The organism is Streptomyces sp. NBC_01235 (genome assembly GCF_035989285.1).
Lineage (GTDB): Bacteria > Actinomycetota > Actinomycetes > Streptomycetales > Streptomycetaceae > Streptomyces.
The window spans coordinates 5,181,657-5,201,145 of record NZ_CP108513.1 but is presented as its reverse complement, the minus strand read 5'-3'; the positions used below and the strand labels follow the sequence as shown (position 1 = coordinate 5,201,145).

The window sequence follows — 19,489 nt, the reverse complement described above, 5'->3', positions numbered from 1 at the left end:
AGATGAACAGGTCTCACATTCTGGCTCCGCGCGAGGGTGCGCGACAACGCTCTCGTCGCATCTGGCACACGTGTAACAGGCAGAGAAATCAAGGGAGTTACCGGGAGTAACGAACAGTCACCGAAGTTGGCGGCGGACGGCCTTCGCGATCTTCTCCGCGTCCATCGCCAGCTCGCGGAGCGTGCCGCTGATGGGGGTGGTGAAGCCGGTGAAGTACAGGCCGGGGGTGTCCTTCGGGGCGCGGGCGCCGTGGGCCACGGGTCTGCCGCGGTCGTCGAGCACACCGAGGTGGCCGACCAGCTCCTCCAGGGCGCGGACGTATCCGGTGGCGGCGACGACGGCGTCCGGCGAGACACGGGTGCCGTCGGCGAGCGCGACCTTGCCACCGTCCTCGAAGCCCTCCACGGCGGCCACGATCTCCACCTTGCCCTTGCGGACGGCGTCGATCAGACCGACGTCCTGCACCGGGATGGCGCCGTCCTTGACGCGGGAGTAGAGGCCGGTGCCGGGGCGGGGCAGGCCGTGCGCCGACAGGTCCGGCACGCTGAGCCTGGCCATGGGCCGCGCGAGCCGGTCGACGAGGCGGACCGGCAGCCGTCGTACGAGGACGGCCGTGTACTGCGCGGCCCAGCCGGCCGTCGAGCGGCGCACGATGTGCGGGGCGGTGCGCACGGACAGCCGCACCCGGGCCGCACCGCTCTCCACCAGGTCGACGGCGATCTCGGCGCCGGTGTTGCCGACGCCGACGACGAGGACGTCCCGGCCGGCGTAGGCCTTGCCGCTGCGGTAGACGGCGGCGTGCGCGAGGTCACCGGTGAACGCCTCGCGGCCGGGCCAGTCCGGCAGGTGCGGGGTGTGGTTGTAGCCGGTGGCGACGACGACCGCCGAGCCGACGAGCTCGCGTCCGCCGGTGGCGTGCAGCAGCCAGCCGGTGCCGTCCGGGGTGCGCTCGACCCGCGTGACCTCGACGCCGGTGACGATCTCCAGCTCGTGGACCTCGGCGTACTTCTCCAGGTACCGCACCACGTCGTCGCGGGCCACCCAGCGGCCGAACCGGCGCGGAATCTTCAGCCCCGGCAGGGCGGACAGGCGGCGGGTCGTGTGCAGATGCAGCCGGTCGTAGTGGCGCCGCCAGGACGCGCCTACCCCGTCGGCCTTCTCCACGACGACGGCGCGTATGCCCTGGGCACGCAGCGCGTACGCGGTCGCGAGTCCGCCGGGGCCGCCGCCGATGACGTAGACGGGGCGGTCGGCCGGGTTCGCGGTGGCGATCGTCCGGGGGGCCGGGCGGGGTGCGGAGTCTTCCATGAGCGCGAGCGTAATCACGCACGCGCTTGATGGGTCTCGGTCAAGAGGGGAATTGGTTGCGGATCGATCACGTGTGGGGGAGGTGTGGGTGGGTCTGGTGACGTAGGCCACCTGGTTGTGTGCGGACGGAAAAGGTACGGGGACGGAAACGGAGAACGTGCCGGAACGGAAAAGGCGCGACGCCCGGCCCAGGTGCGCTCGGGCCGGGCGTCGCGTGTGGACGGCGTCGGTGACTATGACGGGAAACAGACGCCGCAGCGTCCACGATGCCTGCCGGACGGACCGGGAGGCGCGAGGACTACTACTTCTTGACCTTGGTTCCGACCTCGGCCTTGTGGCCCGTCACCTTGGCGATCCAGGTGATGAAGTCGCCGGGGTCGGTGTTGGCGCCGTGGCCCTCGTCCCAGTAGTAGAGGTGGTTGACGTCGTCGCCGAGGCCGTTCGCGGCGGCGGCGATGTTGGCGGAGACCGTCAGCGAGGTGTCGGAGTCCAGCGTGCCGAGGCGGATCCACCAGTGCCTGCTGCGGCCCGCGTTGGGCTTGTCGGCCAGGAAGTACATCGGGTTCATCAGCCGCAGCATCTCGGGGATGTCGCTGTCCAGACGCTTGGCGGTGAGCCCGGTGGTGTCGTTCTTCAGGCCGTACGCCGTGAAGTGACGGGAGACGGTGGTGCCCTTGCCGAACTCGTTGTTCTCGCCCGTGGACAGGTCGAAGGCGTCGAAGGCCGGGGTGGTCTTCTTGCGGGCGCCGACGTGGGTGAGGAAGTCCGCCCAGGAGAACGTGGCCTTGCCGTTCTTCCAGGTGATGAAGGTGTTGGCGGCGAGGTAGGTCTCGCGGTCGGCGTCCGAGAGGGCCGCGAGGTGGGTGGTGGCGGACGGCTCCAGGTACTGCTTGACCAGGTACTCGTCGTAGTTGCGGGCGTTGAGCGTGCCGAAGTGGTTCAGCCCCTTGAGCTTCAGTGCGGCCTGGTACTCGGCGAACTGCGACTGGAGCGCCTTGGACACCGTCTGGTCGACCTGCTTGCCGGTGTTGAGGGCGTTGGTTCCCCAGTTCCACTCGTAGGCGCCGTCGGCGTGCTCCAGGTCGGTGATCGGGCACCAGGCGCCGGTCGCGAAGATCGCGTCGGAGGCGTCGGCCGCGCCGATCTCCTCGAGGTACTTGTCGTAGAGGGGGCTGTCGCCGGACGCGCCGAGCAGCGAGGAGAGCGCGCCGCCCGCGCTGGTGCCGGCGGACACGATCCGGTCGACGTTGCCCGGGATGCGGCCCTTGTTGGCCCGCACGTACCGGACGGCGGCCTTGAGGTCGACGATCGCGGCGGGGGCGACGCCGTAGTACTCGCCGTCGGCGTTCTTGAGCGTACGGCCGCGGGCGCCGGGCTCGACGACGACGTATCCGGCGGCAAGGGCCAGCAGCTGGTTGGAGGACGTGGCGCCGCCGGTGGCGTTGGTGTTGCCGTTCGCGTTGGGGGCGGAGGCTGAAGCGGAGGGCGCGGTGCTGCCGGTGGGCGCGCCGCCGCCGGGGCCGCCTGCCATGCCCCCGGCGCCGATCCCGGTGGCGTCGGCTACGGAGGACGGCATGTAGCCGCCGACGGAGTTCGCGAAGAGGATCGGCGCGTTGCTCGCGTCGACCGTCGTACCGTCGATCTCGACCGGGACGCTGACGACGAGTGACTGGTAGGTGGCGTCCACCGGCTTGGCGACGTAGGTGATCGCCTTCCAGAAGTGGTACTTCACGGTGTGGTCGTCGCCGTCGGTGTCCGTGACCGTCGTCGTCAGCTCCGTGTAGCCGTCGGGGTCGAAGACCAGCGAGCCCGCGGAGGAGGACGTGGACGACGACGTGCCGCTGGACGCCTGCGCGCTCAGGGTGATGCCGCCCACTGCCGCTACGCCGGCGGTGGCGCCGAGCCCCAAGACGACCGACCTGCGCTTGACTGCCCTGTGCTTCACGATGCTGCCCCTCTGCGGATGGCGTGCTGACTGCGGATGGCGGGTGCCGACTGCGTGCTGTCTGGCCTTGCGGTTGCGAACGTAATTCGGTGGCGACGAAATCGTCAACAATCTGCGGGACATTCACGGGCGACGCACAGCTTCATGGCGCACGCACAGGCTTCTCTCATGAGAAATGCGCGGTCTTTCCGGACCCGAATATCTGACGTATCGTCAGTTCATGGATGGGCATGGGAATCGGCTCGGTGATACGCGGTACGACGTCCCGGAGGTCGACGCCTTCACCCGCACGTACTGGGACGCCGCCGCCGAGGGCCGGCTGCTGATCCGGCGCTGCCGGGCGTGCGGGCGGGCCCACCACTATCCCCGGGAGTTCTGCCCGCACTGCTGGAGCGAGGACGTGACCTGGGAGGACGCCGTCGGCCGGGCCACCCTCTACACGTGGTCCGTCGTCCACCGCAACGACCTGCCGCCCTTCGGGGAGCGGACGCCGTACGTCGCGGCGGTGGTCGACCTCGCGGAGGGGCCGCGGATGTCCACGGAGATAGTGGGGGCCTCGGCGGGCGAGGGGTGGGGGCTGCGGGCGGGACTGGAACTGGAGGTCGCGTTCCGGGAGGGCGTGCCGGTGTTCAGGCCGACGGCCTGAGTCCCCCCAGGTGAATGCTCCGACGGGTGTTCCGTCGCGGGTGTTCAATGAACGGATGACCGACACCCGCCAGCCGAACGCGGCCCCGCCGTCCGCCCCCCTCCTCGACGGCCACGGCCTCCGACTCCGGCTCTGGGACCCCGAGTCCGCCGCCGACGTGGAGGCGTGGCTGCGCGGGCATGTCGATCCGGAGTTCGTGCGCTGGAACACGCCGCTGCGCACGATCACGGATGCCGGCAGCGCGCTTGAGTCGATGCGGGCGAAGGCGGCGGACGTGGCCGCGGGGGCGGGCATGGCCTTCTGCGTCACGGACGCCGAGAACGGGACGATCCTCGGATCCGTGGCCGTGAACGCGATCGACCGGATCCAGGGCTCGGGTGTCGTCGGGTACTGGATCCTGCCCGAGGCCCGCGGCAGGCAGGTGGCGACCCGCTCCCTCCTCCTCACGGCACGCTGGGCGTTCGACGAAGTCGGCCTGCACCGACTGGAGTTGGGCCATGCCCTCGGCCATGGCGCCTCGTGCCGGGTCGCCGAACGGTGCGGGTTCCCGTACGAGGGAACGCTGCGCGGCGCGATGTGGGAGGCGGGCCGCAGGGACGCCTACCGGGACGTCCACCGGCACGGGCGCCTGTCGACGGACCCGGAGCCGGAATTCCCGTGAGGGGGAGGCGCGCGGGGGCGGGGTAATGGGCGGGCGGGGGGGCGGTCGCTACGGCAGTGCCGGCCAGACCAGCGCCTGGGCGATGATGACGTTCTCACCGTTGAAGGTGACGGCCGGGCCTTCGTGCAGTTCGTAGCCAAGACCGATCGCTTCGCTCACACGTTGGCAGAACGCGGCGTCGTCCGGGCCGGTCAGGACTCGGTAGATGGGCAATCCGTCTGGTGGTGTGCTCATGAGGAGAAGGGTCTCAAACTCACCCACCAACCGAGCCGCCGAGCCGGCATGTACTACAACAGGTGGTCTGCCCTGCCCGCCTTGATTTCGAGGATGAGGGCACGGAGGGCTTCGTGGGTGTCGGTGAGGGGGGTGTCCTCCTGTCCGGCGACGGCGATGTAGGCGTTGCCGGTGGGGTCGGTGCCTATGCGGAAGCAGTTGTTGCCTTGGCCGCAGTAGGGCTCTTCCCAGGTGATCTCGGGGTTCATGGCAGGTCCTCAGAGTTCGCGGGCAATGCCGAGGATGAGGTCGCGTGAGGCTGCGGGCGGCAGCGACGCGTCGTTCATCCAGTCCAGGTGGGCACGGTACTTGGTGAGTTGGGCCTCCGCGCTGGTGAAAACTGGACCATGTGCCGAGTCCAGCTGGACGGTGTCGAGTTGGGCAACGGGTCCTTCGGCGTACAGCACCGCGTGGCCCGCTCCGGGGAACCCGCTCACGCTCGCCGGGACGACCCGTACGTCGATACCGTCTTGCTCGGACCGTTCTGCCAGGTGCTTCAGCTGATCCCGAGTCACCTCGACACCGCCGAACCGCATGCGCAGTGCCGCCTCGTGGACGTAGGCGAGGTAGGGCAGAGGCTGGCGCCGCTCGAAGATTTGCCGGCGCTCCATGCGGTGGGCCACGGGCAGGTGGAGGAAAGGCCGACCTTCTTGCCCGGTCTCCGACCACCCTGGGGGAGCCGCACTCCAATGCCACGCGGGTGACGTACTCACGGCCACAGCAGTCCCCTGGCCCACGTCCCCGTCTCCTCCCGCCGGTACGCCAGTCGTACGTGTCGCCGCCTCGCGTCGCCCTGGAAGAACTCCACCGTGTCCGGGCGCAGGCGGTACAGGGTCCAGGAGGGGGCCTCAGCCTCCGGCTCCCGGGACGCCCTGTCCCACGCCTCCTCCGATGCCCGCGTCAACTCCTCCACCGAGCCCAGTACTTCACTCTGGTGCCCGGTCAGCGCAGCGGCGAGCGCGCCCGTCGAGCGGACGTGCAGGTCGGTCTGCGCCTCGGCGGCCGGAGCCACGGTGACCGGGCCCCGGACGCGGATCTGGCGGCCGTGAACCGGCCAGTAGAAGGTGAGCGCGGCGTAGGGGCGGGCGGCGAGGTCGCGGCCCTTGCGACTGGTCGCGTGCGTCGCGAAGGCCCAGCCGGCGGCGTCGGCGCCGTGCAGCATCACGATGCGGGCGTCGGGCAGGCCCTCCTCGTCCGACGTCGACAGCGTCATCGTGTGCGGCTCGGTCTGCCCGGCCGCGACCGCCTGCGCGAACCACTCCGTGAAGAGGGCCAGGGGGTCGTCCGGGGCCCTCGTCGGGTCGAAGGACGGCAGGTCCGTCGCCTCCGGGTCCCACACCCGCAGCGACCTGAGCAGCTCATGAAGATCGGTAGCCATGCTGCGAGTATCCGGCGTGGGCGGCGGCCGGAGCCCAGCCGGCCGCGTCGCTCAGTCGTCGGAGCGCCTTCTGGCGTCCGCCGCCAGCACCTGCTGGACGGCGTTGACGACCGGGTTGGCGCGGCCGAGATCGCTGATCCGGCGGCGCAGGTGACGGTTGCCCCGGCCGGGATACAGGCGCCGATCCAGGCCGAAGACGCCGACCAGGGCCGTGAGATACAGATCGCTGGTACCAGGCGGGCCGTACGCCTCCGGCCGCACGGCATGGTCGACGCGCGCCGCCAGATGGAGGAACCAGCCGGGATTCACCGCGGTCCACTTGGTCGACGGGAAGATCCCCCACATGCGCCGGCGCTGGGGGTACAGCAGGCCCCGTGCCGCGAGCCTGTCGAGGTAGGCCCGGTCGACTTTCCTGGAAGCCTTGTCCACCCAGCGTGACAGTCGAAGCGACGAGCGGCTCGGCCGCGTGGAGTTGATCTCGGCCAGGATGCGTTCCGCGAACGGATCACCCAGCGTCAGCGGCCGAACTCCGGTGATCTGCTTCGCGTCCACGGTGATCGCGCTGTGCAGCAGGAGTTCGAGCAGCACCGCGCCGGCGAGGACCCGCGCGTTGAGCCGGAGGCGCTTGACGACGGCGCTCTGCGGATCCGTGCAGATCAGCACCATGTCCTCTGGCAGGGAGGTGGGTGGCCAGTCGTGCATCGCTGAACCTCCAACCGTCCGCTGCGTTCCCAAGGCAGGTCAGACGGACGATGAGGGACCAGGAAGGACGAGACGTCGCGCCGCAGGCCCACCTGAACCGTATGGCTGGTGCGGCCCGCCACATCATTGTCGCGCCGGTATGACGCCGACGCGACCCGTACGCGGTGCGTCCTAGTGCTGAGCGAACTGCGCGCCGGTCGCCTGTACGGCCTCCGGTCGGACGGCGATCCCCTCGACCGTCAGCCGCTCCCCGTAGATGTCGGTGAGCCTGATCGCGCCGCCGCACCCGCTGCCCTGCTCGGAGAGGAAGTAGTTGTACCCGGTGCGGGGCAGCGCGACCCAGGAACCGTTCGCGCGGACCTCCAGGCGGGCCAGCGGATTGCGGTGGCCGATCGCCTGGATGCCGCACCAGTACTGGGTGGAGCCGGTCTTGTAGCGGATCGAGATCGTGTCGGACGTGGCCGGGCTCAGCAGACTCCACGTGATCGGGATCCGGCCCGCCGAGAGAGGCGCGAGCTTGGCGAACGCCTGCTGACTCAGGTCGAGTTGGCCGGCCTGGCAGGGCGCCGGGCACTCGTTGGTGATCCGCACCGTGACGGATGTCCCGCCCGCCGCACGAACCCGGACATACGCGCCGCACGCCTTCGACGTCTCGTAGTCCGCCGTGTTCATCGCCGCGGTCATGACGTCGGAGGTCGGGCCGTAGGAGCAGGCGCCGTCGCCGTTTCCGACGTCGTAGGAGGTGGCGATCCCCTGGTAGCTGGTGCCGGGCCGGATCCGTCCGGCCCGCGGTGCCGTGCCGGACGCCGTCCGGGCGACGGGCTTGGTCGAGGGCGGCTCGGACGGGGAGGCCGAGGGAGCGGTCGTCGCACTGGCCGTCGGGCTCGGAGTCCCGGACGCCGTGGAGGGCTTCGGCGACGCGGATGCCGCTGTCGCCGTTGCCGTCGGAGTCGCCGTCGGCGATCCGCTCACCTGGGCGCCGGCCACCGGCCTGACCGCCTGCGCCGCGTCGTCGCCCCCGCCGTCGGGGCGGAAGGCCACGACCAGGGACACGACGAGCGCGACGGCCGCCACGGCGACCACGGTCACCAGGGGGACGCGGCCCGTGCGCCTCTCGGGGCGGCGGGATCGGCGGTGCGAAGAGGATGCCACGGATGAATCCTTACGCGGTTCGGCGGAGCACGTCCGGCAAACGAGACTCCCGGAGAGGGGACTCCCGAAGTCGGAAGCCCTCGGAGACGGAGGCTTCCGACTCGTCAGTGGCCGCCGAACCCGAAAAGGTTGCCGCCCGGCCGCTGACTACTCTCATCTCCCATGCGCCTCATCCCCGACGACCCCTTCCCCGAGGTCGGTCACCCCTTCACGACCGATGTGAGTGCCGACGGTCATTGGGTCGCCGTGAGTTGTTACGCCACCGGACGGGGCGACAGCGGTCGTATCGCCGTGTACCGGACGAGCGACCTCGCGCTGTGGGACCAGGTCGTGCTGGGCCACGGGATCGAAGGGCTGGTCTTCCATCCGGCCCTTCCCGTCCTGGCCGTCGGCACCGAGGACGGCGACGAGTTCGAACGCCGGGGCACCCTGCACCTCTACGAGCCCGAGGCACGGCGGCGCGTGGACGTCGCGTTCCACGACGTCGGCGTCACCAGCCTCCGCTGGCTCGACGCGCACCGGCTGGAGGTGACGTTCGCCGCGCCGGTCGTCGACTACGAGGACCTCGGCCGGGAGGCCTACACGCGGTGCGTCGTCCATCAGGAGTACGGGGAGGACTGGCTGGGCCTGGACGCCGTGTCGTTCGAGGAACTGCTCCGCGCGGAACGCGTCTGCGTCGACGTCGACTGGTATCGCGTCAAGGGACCCGACATCACGGAGCCCCAGAAGTACCTCGCCGCCCTCGCCGCCGAACACGGCCGCACTTGGACCCGGCGCAGCGGTGTGGCCGTCGTCGAGGCGCTGCGCGACGGGCGGATGCTCGTCGTCCCGCAGGCCGGCCCGCTGCTGGAGTGCCACGCGCCCGACGGCACCCTGCTGTGGACCGTGCCGGAGCCCGAGGACCGCTGCCGGCGCTCCGGTGGCCGGCTGTACGTGACCCCGGACGAGGAGACCGCCTGGCTGCCGGTCCTGGAGGGCGACAGCGCCGACCGCCGCACGCTGCTGCGCCGCTTCTCGCTCACCGACGGCACCCAACTCGCCGAGCACAGGCTCGGCTTCCCCGTCGCCCTCGCCTCCCGCACGGACGGCACCTGGGCGGCCCGCGACTCACGCGAACTGTTCCCGGGCCCGCGATGGCCACCGTACGAGAGCGTCGTTCTCACGCCGTCGGGACGGCAGCTGGCGGCCCTCGCGCTCGGGGAGAGCGACAGCTCGTACGACTTCCAGGTGCGCCGCTCGCCGCATCTGCTGTTCCTGCAAGGCGTCGGAGACGCGGACACGCCTACGGAGCTGCTGGAGAAGTGGGTCGTCAGAGCCACACCCGACGGGGTCGAGCGGCTGTTCCCGTATGCGTGGGGCGAGGGCGGCGGTACCGGACCCGTCGGCCGCCATCTGCGGAGCGGGCCCGCCGTCTACGTCGAGGGCGACGCGCGCCCGGGGCTCGTGCACGCCACCACCGACGGCACGGGCGGCTTCCTGCTCCGCCGCGCCTTTCCCGGCGGCGAGGTGGTCTGGGCACACCGCTTCGACGCGAAGGTCACGGGCCTCGACACCCACGGCGGCCTCGTCCACGCCGTGACGGCGGGCCGACCCGACGACAACCAACACCTTGTCCTACGGGCGGCCGACGGCACGATCGTCCGCCGGACTCCCGTCGCCACCGGCACCCACACCTTCACCCCGACCTGCCTGACCACCACCCCGAACGGCGAACTCCTCATCGGAACGGTGGAGGGCCGCATCCTGGTCCACCCGGGGTGACCCACCCGAGGCGAACGTGTGCAGGCACGCCCCGGTCAGCGCTGCCGCTCGCCGAGTGCCGCGCGCAGCCAGTCCAGTGAGTCCCGCTCCAGGACCGTGTCCGCGAGGGCCTGCGCCGTCTTCGTGACCAGCCGGCCACGGCTGTTGTCGATCCACCGCTGAGCGTGCGCGTAGCCCTGTGCCTTGTACTCGACGCCCTGGACCAGGCACTCCAGCTTGTCGGCGTCACGTGCGCAAACCGCCTCGGGCGACTCCTTCGCCTCGTACTCGGCGACCAGGCCACGCACGGCCTCCGCCACGACCTCGGGCATGCCCGCCACCTGGTCGGCGGTGACGTCGCGCGGATCGGCCTCGCCCTGGGAGTACTTCTTGCCCAGGTAGTTGACGTCGCCGGTGCGCGTTTCCTGAGTGTCGTGCCACACCGCCAGGAACGCCGCCTGCGCCGGGTCGGCCCCTTCGAGCTTGGCGATGATCGACGCGAGCAGGGCGGTGCGCCATGAATGATCGGCGACCGACTCGGGGTCCTGGACTCCGGCCATCCACCATCCGGTGCGCTTCTGCCGCTTCAGCGTCCCCGCCTCGAACAGGAAGTCCGCCACCGCGGTCAGCTCGTCTGCCGACATCTTCGGGCTCCTCTCACGCCTCGGCGAGGCGGATCGCGTACCGGATGCTTTCCAACTCCCGCCGCCCACGGGACGAGAGGTCTCCGCCATCCAACCTCACGGTAAGCCGCTCGCACAGCGTGCGGGCCGCCTCACCGGGGCGCAGCAGTGTGGGGCGGACCTGGAGCAGAGCCCACAGGCTGTGGATGTTGAGGTCCACGTAACCGTGCTCGGGCACCAGGCCGTCGACGAGGTGGGTGAGGAGCCTGTGCCCGGGCCACGGGCCGAGGGAACCGTCGGCGATGAAGTCGTCGGAGAGCTGCGGGGCCGATGTCTCGCCGACCCAGTACGCCCAGTACGCGAGGTTGGCGGCCTCCCCGGCGTCGTCTTCCAGGAGAGCGGAGTCGATGAAGTGGCCCATGCGGTCGCGGTCGCCGTGCCGGGCGGCGACGGCGGCCACGGAACGGTGGTTGAGCCAGCGGGTGAGCCAGTCGTCCGGCCGCTCGGTGCGTTGCTGGTGGGCGAGCCAGTCGGCAGTGTCCGGCTCCTGGTCGTACCCGGCGAGATAGAGAGCCTGGCGGCGGAGGAGGAACTGACCTGGGTCGCGCGCCTGCTCGGCCGTACGACGCATCTGTCCGAAGAAGGACCGTCGTTCGGCCGCGGTCAACTCCGGTCCGGCCGGCGCCGGGCCACGGCGTGGGCGAGGTGGTGCCGGCAGCTCCCGGACGGGGCGCGGCGGGATGCCGTTGAGCGGCCACACCAGGACCTCGGCGAGCTCGCGCTGCATCACCATCGCGGCGAGGGGGTTTCGGTCGGCGGGAGCATCCTCGTCGAGCACACTCGCGAGGAGGACGTCCGCCTCCAACGCCCTCTCCAATCCCTGCAGAAGGGCCGGTGGTGTGCCCAGGAGCATCAGCCGGTGGCGGTGGACGAGTAACTGTCCGACAGGGACCGCGGTCAGCGGGCGCCTGGCGGTCTCCCAGCCGGCGATCGTGTCCGGGCTCACCTTCAGATACGCGGCGGCCTCCTCCTGGGTGCAGCCACGCTGCTCGCGGATCACCCGCAGGACGTAGCCGCTGATCAGGCCTGATCGGGGTCGTTGGGTCGTACCCGTACTCGCGGTCAGGGTTTGCCGAGGCCTCGGCCGCATGGGAGGTCCAATCCCGGTGGTCTACAGCAAACCACCTGTACTCGCGGTCACTTCAGGGAGCCGGTGCAGATGCCTACCGTTGGTGGCATCCCCATTTCGAGCCCAATAGGGAGGAAATGCTGATGCGCTCTGTTCTGCATGTTCACAGTCCGACGGCGTCCGGACCGGAGACGGCGCGCTCCGTCGCGACGTGGCTCCTGCGTGCCGCCGACGACGTCGACTCGGCGAGGGCGGAGTGGGAGACGAGGAAGGTCGCCCTGCTGCGCTGCGGCCGTGTCTTCGCCGCCATCCGACTTCCTGCCGACATCGTGTTCGCCGCCGCCCGCAGCGAGCGCCCCGTGCTCGTCGGCCACTACCTGGCCGTCGCTCTGCACGGCGGTGCGGTGTTCGTCGACAAGACCGCCGCCTGGTACTACTGCCTCGTTCCCCCGGGAACGTGCCGTGACTGGCGGATGCCCGGCACCGACTGCCTCGACGACGACCATTTCCTCGGAGTGCCGCGCGTCGATGTGACAGGCCCGGAGAACCGCTCGTACTGGTGCGTCGTGCCTGCATTCCCGGAAGCCCTGTGCCGGCCGGACGCCGTCGCGCACTTGGTGGAGCTCGGACGCTTCCGCCGAACCCACGGGCCGGAGGCGAAAGATGACTGACTCCAGGTCGCTCGCAGTCGACGAGTTCCGCCGTGACTGGGAGGAAGCCCTCGCGCTCACCGGCACCCTGCCGCGCCAGGTTCCGGAGCGAGCCCCGGTCGACGAGGTGACCGAACGGTTGTGTGGCCACGTCGAGTTGTTGATCTTCCAGCTGGACAAGGCGGTCAACGAGATGGCCGAGGACATCCCGGACCGCGAGACCGCGCGCTGGCTCCTCGTCCGAGCGCGCCGGACCCTCGCCGACGGACCGGGCGGGACAGACCGTTCGGCCGCTGTTCGCGCGGAGGACCTCGCACTCGGTTGTCGGGCACTGACCAGCCTGCTCGCCCTCGTCAGCCGGCCCATCGCGCTCGCGACCAGCAGTTAGCCCGTCTTTAGCAGCCCGAGGAGGCGCTGGTGACCATCAACGCTTTTGCCGCCCCGGCTCAGCCCGAGCCGGCCCGTCCCACCGTCGCGGAGGTGTTCGTGCACGCCGCCGCCCGCATTCATCGGGCCGCAGCTGACATATGGCCCGGCGAATCCGTCTGCCTGGAAGGCCATGTGCCCGGTGTGACCGGTTACGTGCACCGTGCCCGCGTGGGTGAGCGCACGCTCTACGCAAAGTGCTCGTTCCTCGGTGTTTCACTCGTGTCCCTTCTGAGTGGCGCATGCGGCCCCTGGTCCCACGTACGTCAGTCGCAGCAGGCCTACGAGGCACAGCCGGACAGCCTGCTCCAGCGAGAGGCCGCCCAGCTCCGGGCCCTCGCCGTCACGGGGAGCCCCCAGGTGTGCGCCCTGGCCGGCATACGGCTGGGCGTCGTCTTCACCGAGCCTGTGCCCGGCCCGACGCTGGGGGAGCTGTTGCTCGTGAGGCCGGGCGATACGGCCGAGCTGCTGAGCCGTTCGTTCGCCGAGCTGCGCGAGTTGCATGGGCCTGACGCCGTCCGTCGCCTGGATTCCGCTGCGGTGATCGGCGAGCGCAGCATCGCCGACACGTTCCTCTGCAAGTTCAACGGCCTGTCGGGTGCCGGGTACGTGGCGCAACTCGGCGCCGAACGGCTGACGCCAGGACAGCGTCAGGAGACGGTTGCGCTGGTGCGCCGGTCAGTGGCGCGACTGCGACGGCTGCGGATGTCACTGCTCCCGGCGCAGGGCATGACGCTTGCATACGGGGACCTGAAACCCGAGCATGTCGTCTTCCCCGACGGCCCCGAGGGACGACCGGTCATGCTCGATCCCGGGTTGCTGCGTGCGAGCCCGACGATCGACGAGGCGAAGCTCCTCAGCCGCACCGTCCTGTTTCTGGCCGCCCGCCGCCCCGATGCCGGGACCGCCCGCCAGATCGTGGAAGGCGTGGGTGCCTTCGTGGAGACCCGTGCGCTGCGGGTGTCGGAGGAGACACGGCGCGCATGGCTGCGGGAGCTGCTGACGCTGTGGCTGATGGACACCACCAACATCGTGACCACGTACCTCTCCGCGCCGTCCGCGCTGCCGCTGCCCGGCCTGGGCCTTGCGCTCGTCGAACGGGCCGTGCCGGTGTGCTCCTTCGTGGATGCGCTCAGCGTCGATCTCACCGACGGCGCTGCCGGGTACGAGGTGTGGGACCGCGCACTCGACCGTGTCCTGGCGGTTGTCTCATGACGTCCCCGGGACCGACGGTCGGCGTGATCGGGACGGGGGCGGTCGGCCAGTCCGTGGGCGGTGCGCTGGTGGCCTCCGGGCTGTGCGGCCGTCTCCTCGTCGCCTCCCGTGTGCCGGAGCAGGCCACCGCGTTGGCGGCCGACCTGGACGACATGCGCGCGGCGATCGGTTCCGCCACGCAGACGCGTGCCGTGGCGGTGGCCGACCTGCGGCACTGCTCCGCCGTGGTGATCGCAGTCCGGGCCCACTTCACCAACAATCGCGCCACTGACGTACGTATGGGCGGGGCGCAGGTCAACGCGCCCGTCATCGGCGCTCTCGCCGCGCAACTCCGCGACTGCGCGGGGACGGTGCTGATGGTCACCAACCCCGTGGACCTCATGACGCGGTTGTTCGCGGAGACCTCTGGATGCACGCGGGTGTTCGGCATCGGCTCCGGTCTCGACACGGCCCGCTACCGGCTTACCCTTGCTCGCCTGCTGGGTGTACCGATGGACGCGGTGAGGGGCCACGTGATCGGGGAGCACGGCGAGGCGGCCGTGGTGTGTGCCTCGTCCACCACCGTCAACGGCCAGCCCCTTCCCGTCCCCCTTCAGCAGGTACGGCATGAGCTCGCCACTCGCCCCGGCCGGATCAGTGCGGGCATCGGTCGCACGCGGTGCGGACCGGCCGGGGCCGTGATGGCCGCGTTGCGCCTCGCCCTCGGCATGGAGGACGGAGTGACCGAGCTGTCTGCGTCCCACCGGGGCGCATGGCTGGGAATTCCGTTGCGGTTCACCGCAGGTCGTCCCGTACCGTGCCTGCCTCCGCTGGACGACACCGAGGCCTGGCAGTTGGAGGCCGCATGCACCAAGCTCCGCGCCGCCTATCGGACGGCGTGCGACACCCCATCCCATTCGCTTCCGTCAGGGAGGATTTCGTGACCATCTGTGCCACCCGGCTCGAGGCCGCTGCCGCGGCCGTGACCGTCGTCTCCGCCGACCAGGCTGTCACCGACTGGTCGGCCCGCTACTTCGGGCCCTGGTGGAACGCGGTCGACGTGCCGTCGGAAAGTATCTGCGCGAGCCCGCTCGTCCACGGCGTGGTGAGCCCCGAGCAGTACGCGGAAGCCGCGCTGACGGTGACTCAGTCCCCGCACACGAGCACCACCTACGCGAAGGCGCAGACGCTCGTGGCCCGCGACACGGCCGAGGGTGTCATCCGGGCCGTCTCTCCGCAGGAGGGCCTGGCTTACCGATCCGAGCCCGGCTCGGCGCGGCTGACCGTCTACGGCTGCGCCACAGAACCGGTGGCCACCGCTACCGCCCGCCTGGCCCGTGAGGTGATGCGCGGGGTGCTGCTGCGGTCCGGCTGGTCGGTGCTGCACGCCTCGGCGGTCGTCCAGGACGGCCGTGTGGTCCTGACGTTCGGAAGGAAGGGCGCTGGCAAGACCACTACCGCGCTGGCCCTGGCCAACCAGGATGGGTGGGAACTGCTGGCGAATGACCGCGTGTTCGTCCGACCCGGTGAGTCCGGCGGTGTGGACGTGCTGCCGTGGCCGTCGGCGGCAGCCGTCGGCCTCGGCCTGCTCGACGCGCTTCACTGGTTCGACATCGCCCGTGAGCGTCTGCGGTCCGGCGAGGCATTGCACCCCACGCAGGACCAGCGGGTGACGGACGCCCTGCTCGTCGGGTGCCGCGAGCCGCTGTGGGAGAGCGGCCGGGAGCTCAAGGCACAGGTCTTCCCGGACCAGTTCGGCCGCTGGTTCGGTCTGCGGCTGGCGACCGGCGGCGGGGCTGCGGCCCTACTCTTCCCCCGCGTCGAGGCCGAAGCCGTCCCGGCCACGGCGGGGGGCGGCCGATCCCTGGGCGAGCATGACTTCATGAGCGGGGAGACGGAGGACCGCTACCCCGACCTCTTCGAGGTGGCCCGAGTCGACGGCGGCGGCACGGCGGAGTCCCGTCAGGAGGTCATGCGACGCCTGGCCCTGCTGCCGCATCACTCCGTCGTACTCGGTCACGACATCGCTGCGAACGCCGGCTTTCTGACGAAGCTCACCGGATCCGCCTGAGCCCCCGTGCGGAGGGGCGGCGCCCAGCCACGTGAGTGACCTGCTGGGACAGCGCTGCCGGGCTGAGTTCACGCCTCGTCGCGGTGGGTGAGGTGGCCGTCGGTGAGTCGCCAGTAGTGCTGGTGCGGGGTCAGGCGCCAGGTTTCGTCGGCGGTGATCGTCCCCTCGACCCACTCCAGGAGCTGGGGGAGGGCCTGGGCCCGGAGAACGGCGCGGGTGGCGGCACGTTCGGTGGCGTCGACCGGATGGACGCCTATACGGACGCCGACGGAGTCCGGGTGGATGCCGCGGCCGTAGTTGCGGGGATGCGGAGCGATCCATGCGGCGCCCAGAACGATGGTTCCGCTGCCGTGCCCGGTGAGGAACTCCAGGTCCGTGACGTGGGCCATGGAGGCGCCGAGACACTCGGTGATGTCGGTGGTGGTCAGGGGCCAGGCGCGGTGCCGGGGCAGTCTTCGGTTGCGTGCGGACATGGGAGAAGACTGGCAGGACAGGACCGTGGGGCCGTCGGCGGACTTCAGTCGTCAGTCCCGTCCCAGCACCACCGTCCCCGAGGAGCAGAACCAGCCGCCGGTGCCGGAGGCCACTCCCAGCCGGGGGAGTTCTCCGTCCCGTCCCCGTACCTGACGGCCGTCCGCCTCCCCCCGCAGCTGCCGTACCGCCTCCACCAGCAGGAACAGCCCGCGCATTCCCGGGTGTTGGGCCGACAGGCCGCCCCCGTCCGTGTTCACCGGCAGTGCTCCCGACCGGGTCAGCCGGCCCTTCTCCACGAACGCGCCGCCCTCGCCCTTCGGGCAGAAGCCGAGGTCTTCGAGGGTCACCAGCGTCATGTAGGTGAACGCGTCGTAGATCTCGGCGAAGTCCATCTCCTGCGGACGCACCCCCGCCCGTTCGAACGCCAGCCGACCGCTCACCGCCGCCGGGGAGACCGTGAAGTCGTCCCACTCGGACATCGAGGCGTGCGAGAGATGCTCCCCCGTCCCCAGGATCCACACCGGGGCGGCGCGGCAGTCGCGTACGTACTCCTCGGCCGCCAGCAGCACCGCCGCGCCGCCGTCGGAGCGCAGGCAGCAGTGGAGTTTCGTGAACGGGTCGGCGATCATCGGGCCCGACAGGACGTCGTCGACCGTGATCGGGTCGCGGAACATCGCCTCGGGGTTCGGGGCCGCGTTCGTCCTCGTCTGGACCGCGACCTCCGCCAACTGTTCGATCGTCGTGCCGTATTGGAGCATGTGGCGGCGGGCGGCCATCGCGTACTTGGCGATCAGGGTGTGGCCGTACGGGACCTCGAACTGGAGCGGGCCGCGTGCGCCGAAGGCGAAGGTGCCGGTGCGGCGGCCCGCCTTGATGTCCGCGCGGGGTGTCGAGCCGTAGGCCAGGAGGACCGCGTTCGCGTGACCGGCGGCGATGGCGTCGGCCGCGTGTGCCGCCATGACCTCCCAGGTCGCGCCGCCGACCGAGGTGGAGTCGACCCAGGTGGGACGCAGGCCCAGGTAGTCGGCCACCTCGACCGGGGCGAGGGTGCCCAGGCCGGCGGACGCGAAGCCGTCCACCACCTCCCGCCCCAGCCCCGCGTCCGCCAGTGCGCGGCGGGCCGCCTGGGCGTGGAGGGCGTACGGGGTCGCGTCGTCCACTCGGCCGCAGTCGGAGAGGGCGACGCCGACCACGGCCACTTTCCGGGTGCCGGATGCCATGAATCTGACGGTACATCAGATAACGCCTGCCCTGACAGATGCCGGCTCTCTGGGCATTCCCCTGCTCCCGCCCTAACATGACGGACCGTCAGATACGGAGGGGAGCGTCATCCATGAACCCCAACTTCACCGCCGAGCAGGGCGAGATCCGCCGCACGCTGCGGGAACTCCTCCACAAACGCTCCGGTCCCCACGACCTGCGGGCGGCCGTCGACACCCCCGCGGGCCACGATCCCGCCCTCTGGACCGCCCTCGCCGAACAGCTCGGCCTGCCCGGACTCGCCCTCCCGGAGGCGTACGGCGGGGTCGGCTGCCCCCGCGCCGACCTCGCCCTCGCAGCCGAGGAGATAGGCCGGGCCCTCGCGCCCTCCCCGCTCCTCGCCACCTCCGTCCTCGCCGCGCCCCTGATCCTCGCCCTAGGCACCGACGCCCAGCGCGCCGACCTGCTGCCCCGGATCTCCGACGGCACCCTGACCGCCGCCCTCGCCGTCCCCGCACCCGCCCTCACGACCGCCCTCGCCCTGACCGGACCGGGCGGCGGCGACTGGTCCGGCGGGGGGCGGGCCGGGGGTGTCCAGGCCCGCCGTACGGGAAACGGCCCGCGGTTGTACGGGGAGGCCGCGCAGGTGCTCGACGGGCACAGCGCCGGGCTGCTGGTCGTCGCCGCGCACACCGGGGGGTTCGTGCGGTCGCGCACCCTGCTGTTCCTGGTGGCGGGGGACGCCGCCGGGCTCGTCCGGACCCGGCAGACGGCCCTTGACGCGACCCGTCCGCAGGCTCGTGTTCAACTCCGCGATGTGGAAGCCGAGTTGCTCGGCGAGGCGGAGGCGGAGGTGGGCGAGGGCGAGGACGAGGAGGTGGGCGTGGGCGTGGACGTCACCGAAGCCCTGGCCCGCACCGGCGACTTCGCCGCCGCCTTCCTCGCCTGCGAGGCCGTCGGGGCCGCCGACCGCGTGCTGGAGCGGACCGTCGAGTACCTCGGGCAGCGGGAGCAGTTCGGGCGGACCATCGGCTCCTTCCAGGCGGTGCAGCACCGGCTGGCCGATGTGTACGTGCAGGTCCAGGCCGCACGGTCGGCCGCCTATTACGCCGCCTGGGCGACCGGCCAGGACAGTCACGAGGAGCGGGTCGGCGGCCTCGCGCTCGCCCAGGCGCTGGAGGCGCTGCGCCGTGCCGCCGCCGAGGGCATCCAGTTGCACGGCGGTATCGGGTTCACCTGGGAGCACGAGGCCCACCTGTACTTCAAGCGGGCGGCCGGCGACGAGCTGCTGTTCGGGCCCGTGCACCGGCTCCGCGCCCACGCGGCCGACCGCGCCGGGCTCTTCGAGCGGGCGGAGGTCTCGGTGTGATCGGCGTCCGATTCGTCCAGAAGGTGTCCTCGACCCGGGGCTTCGCGAAGGTCGCCCCGCATGTCATCCCCGCCCTCGACCGGGCCGTCCACCGCCTCACCAGGGGAAAGGTGCTGCTCAGCGCACAGATGCTGCCCGGGGTGATCCTGACCTGCACCGGAGCGCGGAGCGGGCGGCCGCGCCGGACGCCGCTGGCCTGCATGCCCGAGGAGGGCGGGAGGAGCTGGATCCTCATCGGTTCCAACTTCGGCCGCGCCGGTCATCCCGCCTGGACCGCCAACCTTCGCGCCCACCCCGACGCCGAGATCAGCTGGAAGGGTACGGACATCCCGGTGACGGCCGTGCTGCTGGCGGGGGAGGAACGGGCGGCCGTCTGGAAGGAACTGTTGGCGTTCTGGCCGCCGTACGCCGCGTACCAGGCGCGGGTGGAGCGGGAGATCCGGCTGTTCCGGATCGTTCCCAGAAGCCAGGACGGGCCCTAGAGGGCGCGCCTCGTCGGCAACGCGGCAGGCGGCGGCCCATCCGGGCGAACGAACGACCGGGTGAAC

The 19,489-nt window shown here is 71.1% G+C and carries 22 protein-coding genes; 10 read left to right on the top strand and 12 right to left on the bottom strand.

All coding sequences use genetic code 11. From position 1 onward, the window contains the following. Positions 1–117: 117 nt before the first annotated feature. Both OG289_RS22950 and OG289_RS22945 read right to left on the bottom strand, forming a co-directional pair. Positions 118–1,308 (bottom strand): flavin-containing monooxygenase, encoded by a 1,191-nt coding sequence (locus OG289_RS22950; protein ID WP_327315921.1) that lies wholly within the window; start codon positions 1,306–1,308, stop codon positions 118–120. Positions 1,309–1,609: 301 nt separating this feature from the next. Continuing rightward, positions 1,610–3,253 carry a subtype B tannase gene (locus OG289_RS22945; protein ID WP_327315920.1) on the bottom strand — a complete coding sequence of 548 codons (1,644 nt, stop codon included), beginning with the start codon at positions 3,251–3,253 and terminating at the stop codon, positions 1,610–1,612. Positions 3,254–3,473: 220 nt separating this feature from the next. Between OG289_RS22945 and OG289_RS22940 the strand changes: the two genes are divergently transcribed. Together OG289_RS22940 and OG289_RS22935 are read left to right on the top strand one after the other, a co-directional pair. Beyond that, positions 3,474–3,899 (top strand): Zn-ribbon domain-containing OB-fold protein, encoded by a 426-nt coding sequence (locus OG289_RS22940; protein WP_327315919.1) that lies wholly within the window; start codon positions 3,474–3,476, stop codon positions 3,897–3,899. Positions 3,900–3,954: 55 nt separating this feature from the next. Beyond that, positions 3,955–4,560: a GNAT family N-acetyltransferase gene (locus tag OG289_RS22935; protein ID WP_327315918.1), complete on the top strand. Its 606-nt coding sequence runs from the start codon at positions 3,955–3,957 to the stop codon at positions 4,558–4,560. 48 nt (positions 4,561–4,608) lie between these two features. Here OG289_RS22935 and OG289_RS22930 read toward each other — a convergent pair whose 3' ends face one another. From OG289_RS22930 to OG289_RS22905, 6 genes are all read right to left on the bottom strand, one after another. Beyond that, positions 4,609–4,794 carry a DUF1737 domain-containing protein gene (locus OG289_RS22930; protein ID WP_327315917.1) on the bottom strand — a complete coding sequence of 62 codons (186 nt, stop codon included), beginning with the start codon at positions 4,792–4,794 and terminating at the stop codon, positions 4,609–4,611. A gap of 53 nt (positions 4,795–4,847) precedes the next feature. Beyond that, the gene (locus OG289_RS22925) at positions 4,848–5,042 is read right to left on the bottom strand and encodes a hypothetical protein (protein WP_327315916.1); all 195 of its coding nucleotides are present in this window, start codon (positions 5,040–5,042) and stop codon (positions 4,848–4,850) included. A 9-nt stretch (positions 5,043–5,051) separates the two neighbouring features. Further along, complete coding sequence (locus OG289_RS22920; protein WP_327315915.1) at positions 5,052–5,444, bottom strand: DUF5753 domain-containing protein; 393 nt, start codon at positions 5,442–5,444, stop codon at positions 5,052–5,054. A gap of 98 nt (positions 5,445–5,542) precedes the next feature. Next, positions 5,543–6,211, bottom strand: coding sequence for a pyridoxine/pyridoxamine 5'-phosphate oxidase (locus OG289_RS22915; RefSeq protein WP_327315914.1), 669 nt, complete (start codon positions 6,209–6,211; stop codon positions 5,543–5,545). Between the two features lie 51 nt (positions 6,212–6,262). Next, positions 6,263–6,913, bottom strand: a complete 651-nt coding sequence (locus OG289_RS22910) for a GOLPH3/VPS74 family protein (RefSeq protein ID WP_327315913.1) — start codon at positions 6,911–6,913, stop codon at positions 6,263–6,265. 171 nt (positions 6,914–7,084) lie between these two features. Beyond that, a complete protein-coding gene (locus tag OG289_RS22905) occupies positions 7,085–8,065 on the bottom strand; it encodes an expansin EXLX1 family cellulose-binding protein (protein WP_327315912.1) in 981 nt (326 codons plus the stop codon). A 162-nt stretch (positions 8,066–8,227) separates the two neighbouring features. Here OG289_RS22905 and OG289_RS22900 point away from each other — a divergent pair, with 162 nt between their 5' ends. After that, positions 8,228–9,826, top strand: a complete 1,599-nt coding sequence (locus OG289_RS22900; protein WP_327315911.1) for a hypothetical protein — start codon at positions 8,228–8,230, stop codon at positions 9,824–9,826. Between the two features lie 35 nt (positions 9,827–9,861). Here the strand turns inward: OG289_RS22900 and OG289_RS22895 are convergent, their stop codons facing one another. Both OG289_RS22895 and OG289_RS22890 read right to left on the bottom strand, forming a co-directional pair. Further along, entirely contained in the window at positions 9,862–10,449 is a 588-nt protein-coding gene (locus OG289_RS22895; RefSeq protein ID WP_327315910.1) for an HD domain-containing protein, read from the bottom strand. Between the two features lie 13 nt (positions 10,450–10,462). Continuing rightward, positions 10,463–11,578, bottom strand: coding sequence for a helix-turn-helix domain-containing protein (locus OG289_RS22890; protein ID WP_327315909.1), 1,116 nt, complete (start codon positions 11,576–11,578; stop codon positions 10,463–10,465). 122 nt (positions 11,579–11,700) lie between these two features. Here OG289_RS22890 and OG289_RS22885 point away from each other — a divergent pair, with 122 nt between their 5' ends. The 5 genes from OG289_RS22885 to OG289_RS22865 are packed head-to-tail and all read left to right on the top strand — an operon-like array spanning position 11,701 to position 15,898. Beyond that, the gene (locus OG289_RS22885) at positions 11,701–12,228 is read left to right on the top strand and encodes a hypothetical protein (RefSeq protein ID WP_327315908.1); all 528 of its coding nucleotides are present in this window, start codon (positions 11,701–11,703) and stop codon (positions 12,226–12,228) included. Continuing rightward, positions 12,221–12,595, top strand: coding sequence for a DUF6415 family natural product biosynthesis protein (locus OG289_RS22880; RefSeq protein ID WP_327315907.1), 375 nt, complete (start codon positions 12,221–12,223; stop codon positions 12,593–12,595). Before OG289_RS22885 ends, OG289_RS22880 begins: the two co-directional genes overlap by 8 nt. 29 nt (positions 12,596–12,624) lie before the next feature. Next, positions 12,625–13,848 (top strand): hypothetical protein, encoded by a 1,224-nt coding sequence (locus OG289_RS22875; RefSeq protein ID WP_327315906.1) that lies wholly within the window; start codon positions 12,625–12,627, stop codon positions 13,846–13,848. Further along, complete coding sequence (locus OG289_RS22870; protein ID WP_327315905.1) at positions 13,845–14,771, top strand: lactate/malate family dehydrogenase; 927 nt, start codon at positions 13,845–13,847, stop codon at positions 14,769–14,771. The genes OG289_RS22875 and OG289_RS22870 overlap by 4 nt, the downstream gene beginning before the upstream one ends. Continuing rightward, positions 14,768–15,898, top strand: coding sequence for a hypothetical protein (locus OG289_RS22865; protein ID WP_327315904.1), 1,131 nt, complete (start codon positions 14,768–14,770; stop codon positions 15,896–15,898). The genes OG289_RS22870 and OG289_RS22865 overlap by 4 nt, the downstream gene beginning before the upstream one ends. 68 nt (positions 15,899–15,966) lie before the next feature. Here the strand turns inward: OG289_RS22865 and OG289_RS22860 are convergent, their stop codons facing one another. Both OG289_RS22860 and OG289_RS22855 read right to left on the bottom strand, forming a co-directional pair. After that, positions 15,967–16,371, bottom strand: coding sequence for a hypothetical protein (locus tag OG289_RS22860; protein WP_327315903.1), 405 nt, complete (start codon positions 16,369–16,371; stop codon positions 15,967–15,969). Between the two features lie 51 nt (positions 16,372–16,422). After that, entirely contained in the window at positions 16,423–17,592 is a 1,170-nt protein-coding gene (locus OG289_RS22855; protein WP_327315902.1) for a thiolase C-terminal domain-containing protein, read from the bottom strand. A 113-nt stretch (positions 17,593–17,705) separates the two neighbouring features. Between OG289_RS22855 and OG289_RS22850 the strand changes: the two genes are divergently transcribed. Together OG289_RS22850 and OG289_RS22845 are read left to right on the top strand one after the other, a co-directional pair. Beyond that, on the top strand, positions 17,706–18,941 hold the full coding sequence (locus OG289_RS22850; protein ID WP_327315901.1) for an acyl-CoA dehydrogenase family protein: 1,236 nt from the start codon (positions 17,706–17,708) through the stop codon (positions 18,939–18,941). Further along, positions 18,938–19,423, top strand: coding sequence for a nitroreductase/quinone reductase family protein (locus OG289_RS22845; RefSeq protein ID WP_327315900.1), 486 nt, complete (start codon positions 18,938–18,940; stop codon positions 19,421–19,423). The genes OG289_RS22850 and OG289_RS22845 overlap by 4 nt, the downstream gene beginning before the upstream one ends. The last annotated feature ends 66 nt before the right edge of the window (positions 19,424–19,489 follow it).

Bases quoted from the DNA above. Each gene is read 5' to 3' on its own strand.
- OG289_RS22950 (WP_327315921.1), bottom strand. From the start codon at position 1,308: ATGGAAGACTCCGCACCCCGCCCGGCCCCCCGGACGATCGCCACCGCG.
- OG289_RS22940 (WP_327315919.1), top strand. From the start codon at position 3,474: ATGGATGGGCATGGGAATCGGCTCGGTGATACGCGGTACGACGTCCCG.
- OG289_RS22935 (WP_327315918.1), top strand. From the start codon at position 3,955: ATGACCGACACCCGCCAGCCGAACGCGGCCCCGCCGTCCGCCCCCCTC.
- OG289_RS22930 (WP_327315917.1), bottom strand. From the start codon at position 4,794: ATGAGCACACCACCAGACGGATTGCCCATCTACCGAGTCCTGACCGGC.
- OG289_RS22925 (WP_327315916.1), bottom strand. From the start codon at position 5,042: ATGAACCCCGAGATCACCTGGGAAGAGCCCTACTGCGGCCAAGGCAAC.
- OG289_RS22920 (WP_327315915.1), bottom strand. From the start codon at position 5,444: ATGGAGCGCCGGCAAATCTTCGAGCGGCGCCAGCCTCTGCCCTACCTC.
- OG289_RS22915 (WP_327315914.1), bottom strand. From the start codon at position 6,211: ATGGCTACCGATCTTCATGAGCTGCTCAGGTCGCTGCGGGTGTGGGAC.
- OG289_RS22910 (WP_327315913.1), bottom strand. From the start codon at position 6,913: ATGCACGACTGGCCACCCACCTCCCTGCCAGAGGACATGGTGCTGATC.
- OG289_RS22900 (WP_327315911.1), top strand. From the start codon at position 8,228: ATGCGCCTCATCCCCGACGACCCCTTCCCCGAGGTCGGTCACCCCTTC.
- OG289_RS22895 (WP_327315910.1), bottom strand. From the start codon at position 10,449: ATGTCGGCAGACGAGCTGACCGCGGTGGCGGACTTCCTGTTCGAGGCG.
- OG289_RS22890 (WP_327315909.1), bottom strand. From the start codon at position 11,578: ATGCGGCCGAGGCCTCGGCAAACCCTGACCGCGAGTACGGGTACGACC.
- OG289_RS22885 (WP_327315908.1), top strand. From the start codon at position 11,701: ATGCGCTCTGTTCTGCATGTTCACAGTCCGACGGCGTCCGGACCGGAG.
- OG289_RS22880 (WP_327315907.1), top strand. From the start codon at position 12,221: ATGACTGACTCCAGGTCGCTCGCAGTCGACGAGTTCCGCCGTGACTGG.
- OG289_RS22870 (WP_327315905.1), top strand. From the start codon at position 13,845: ATGACGTCCCCGGGACCGACGGTCGGCGTGATCGGGACGGGGGCGGTC.
- OG289_RS22860 (WP_327315903.1), bottom strand. From the start codon at position 16,371: ATGTCCGCACGCAACCGAAGACTGCCCCGGCACCGCGCCTGGCCCCTG.
- OG289_RS22855 (WP_327315902.1), bottom strand. From the start codon at position 17,592: ATGGCATCCGGCACCCGGAAAGTGGCCGTGGTCGGCGTCGCCCTCTCC.
- OG289_RS22850 (WP_327315901.1), top strand. From the start codon at position 17,706: ATGAACCCCAACTTCACCGCCGAGCAGGGCGAGATCCGCCGCACGCTG.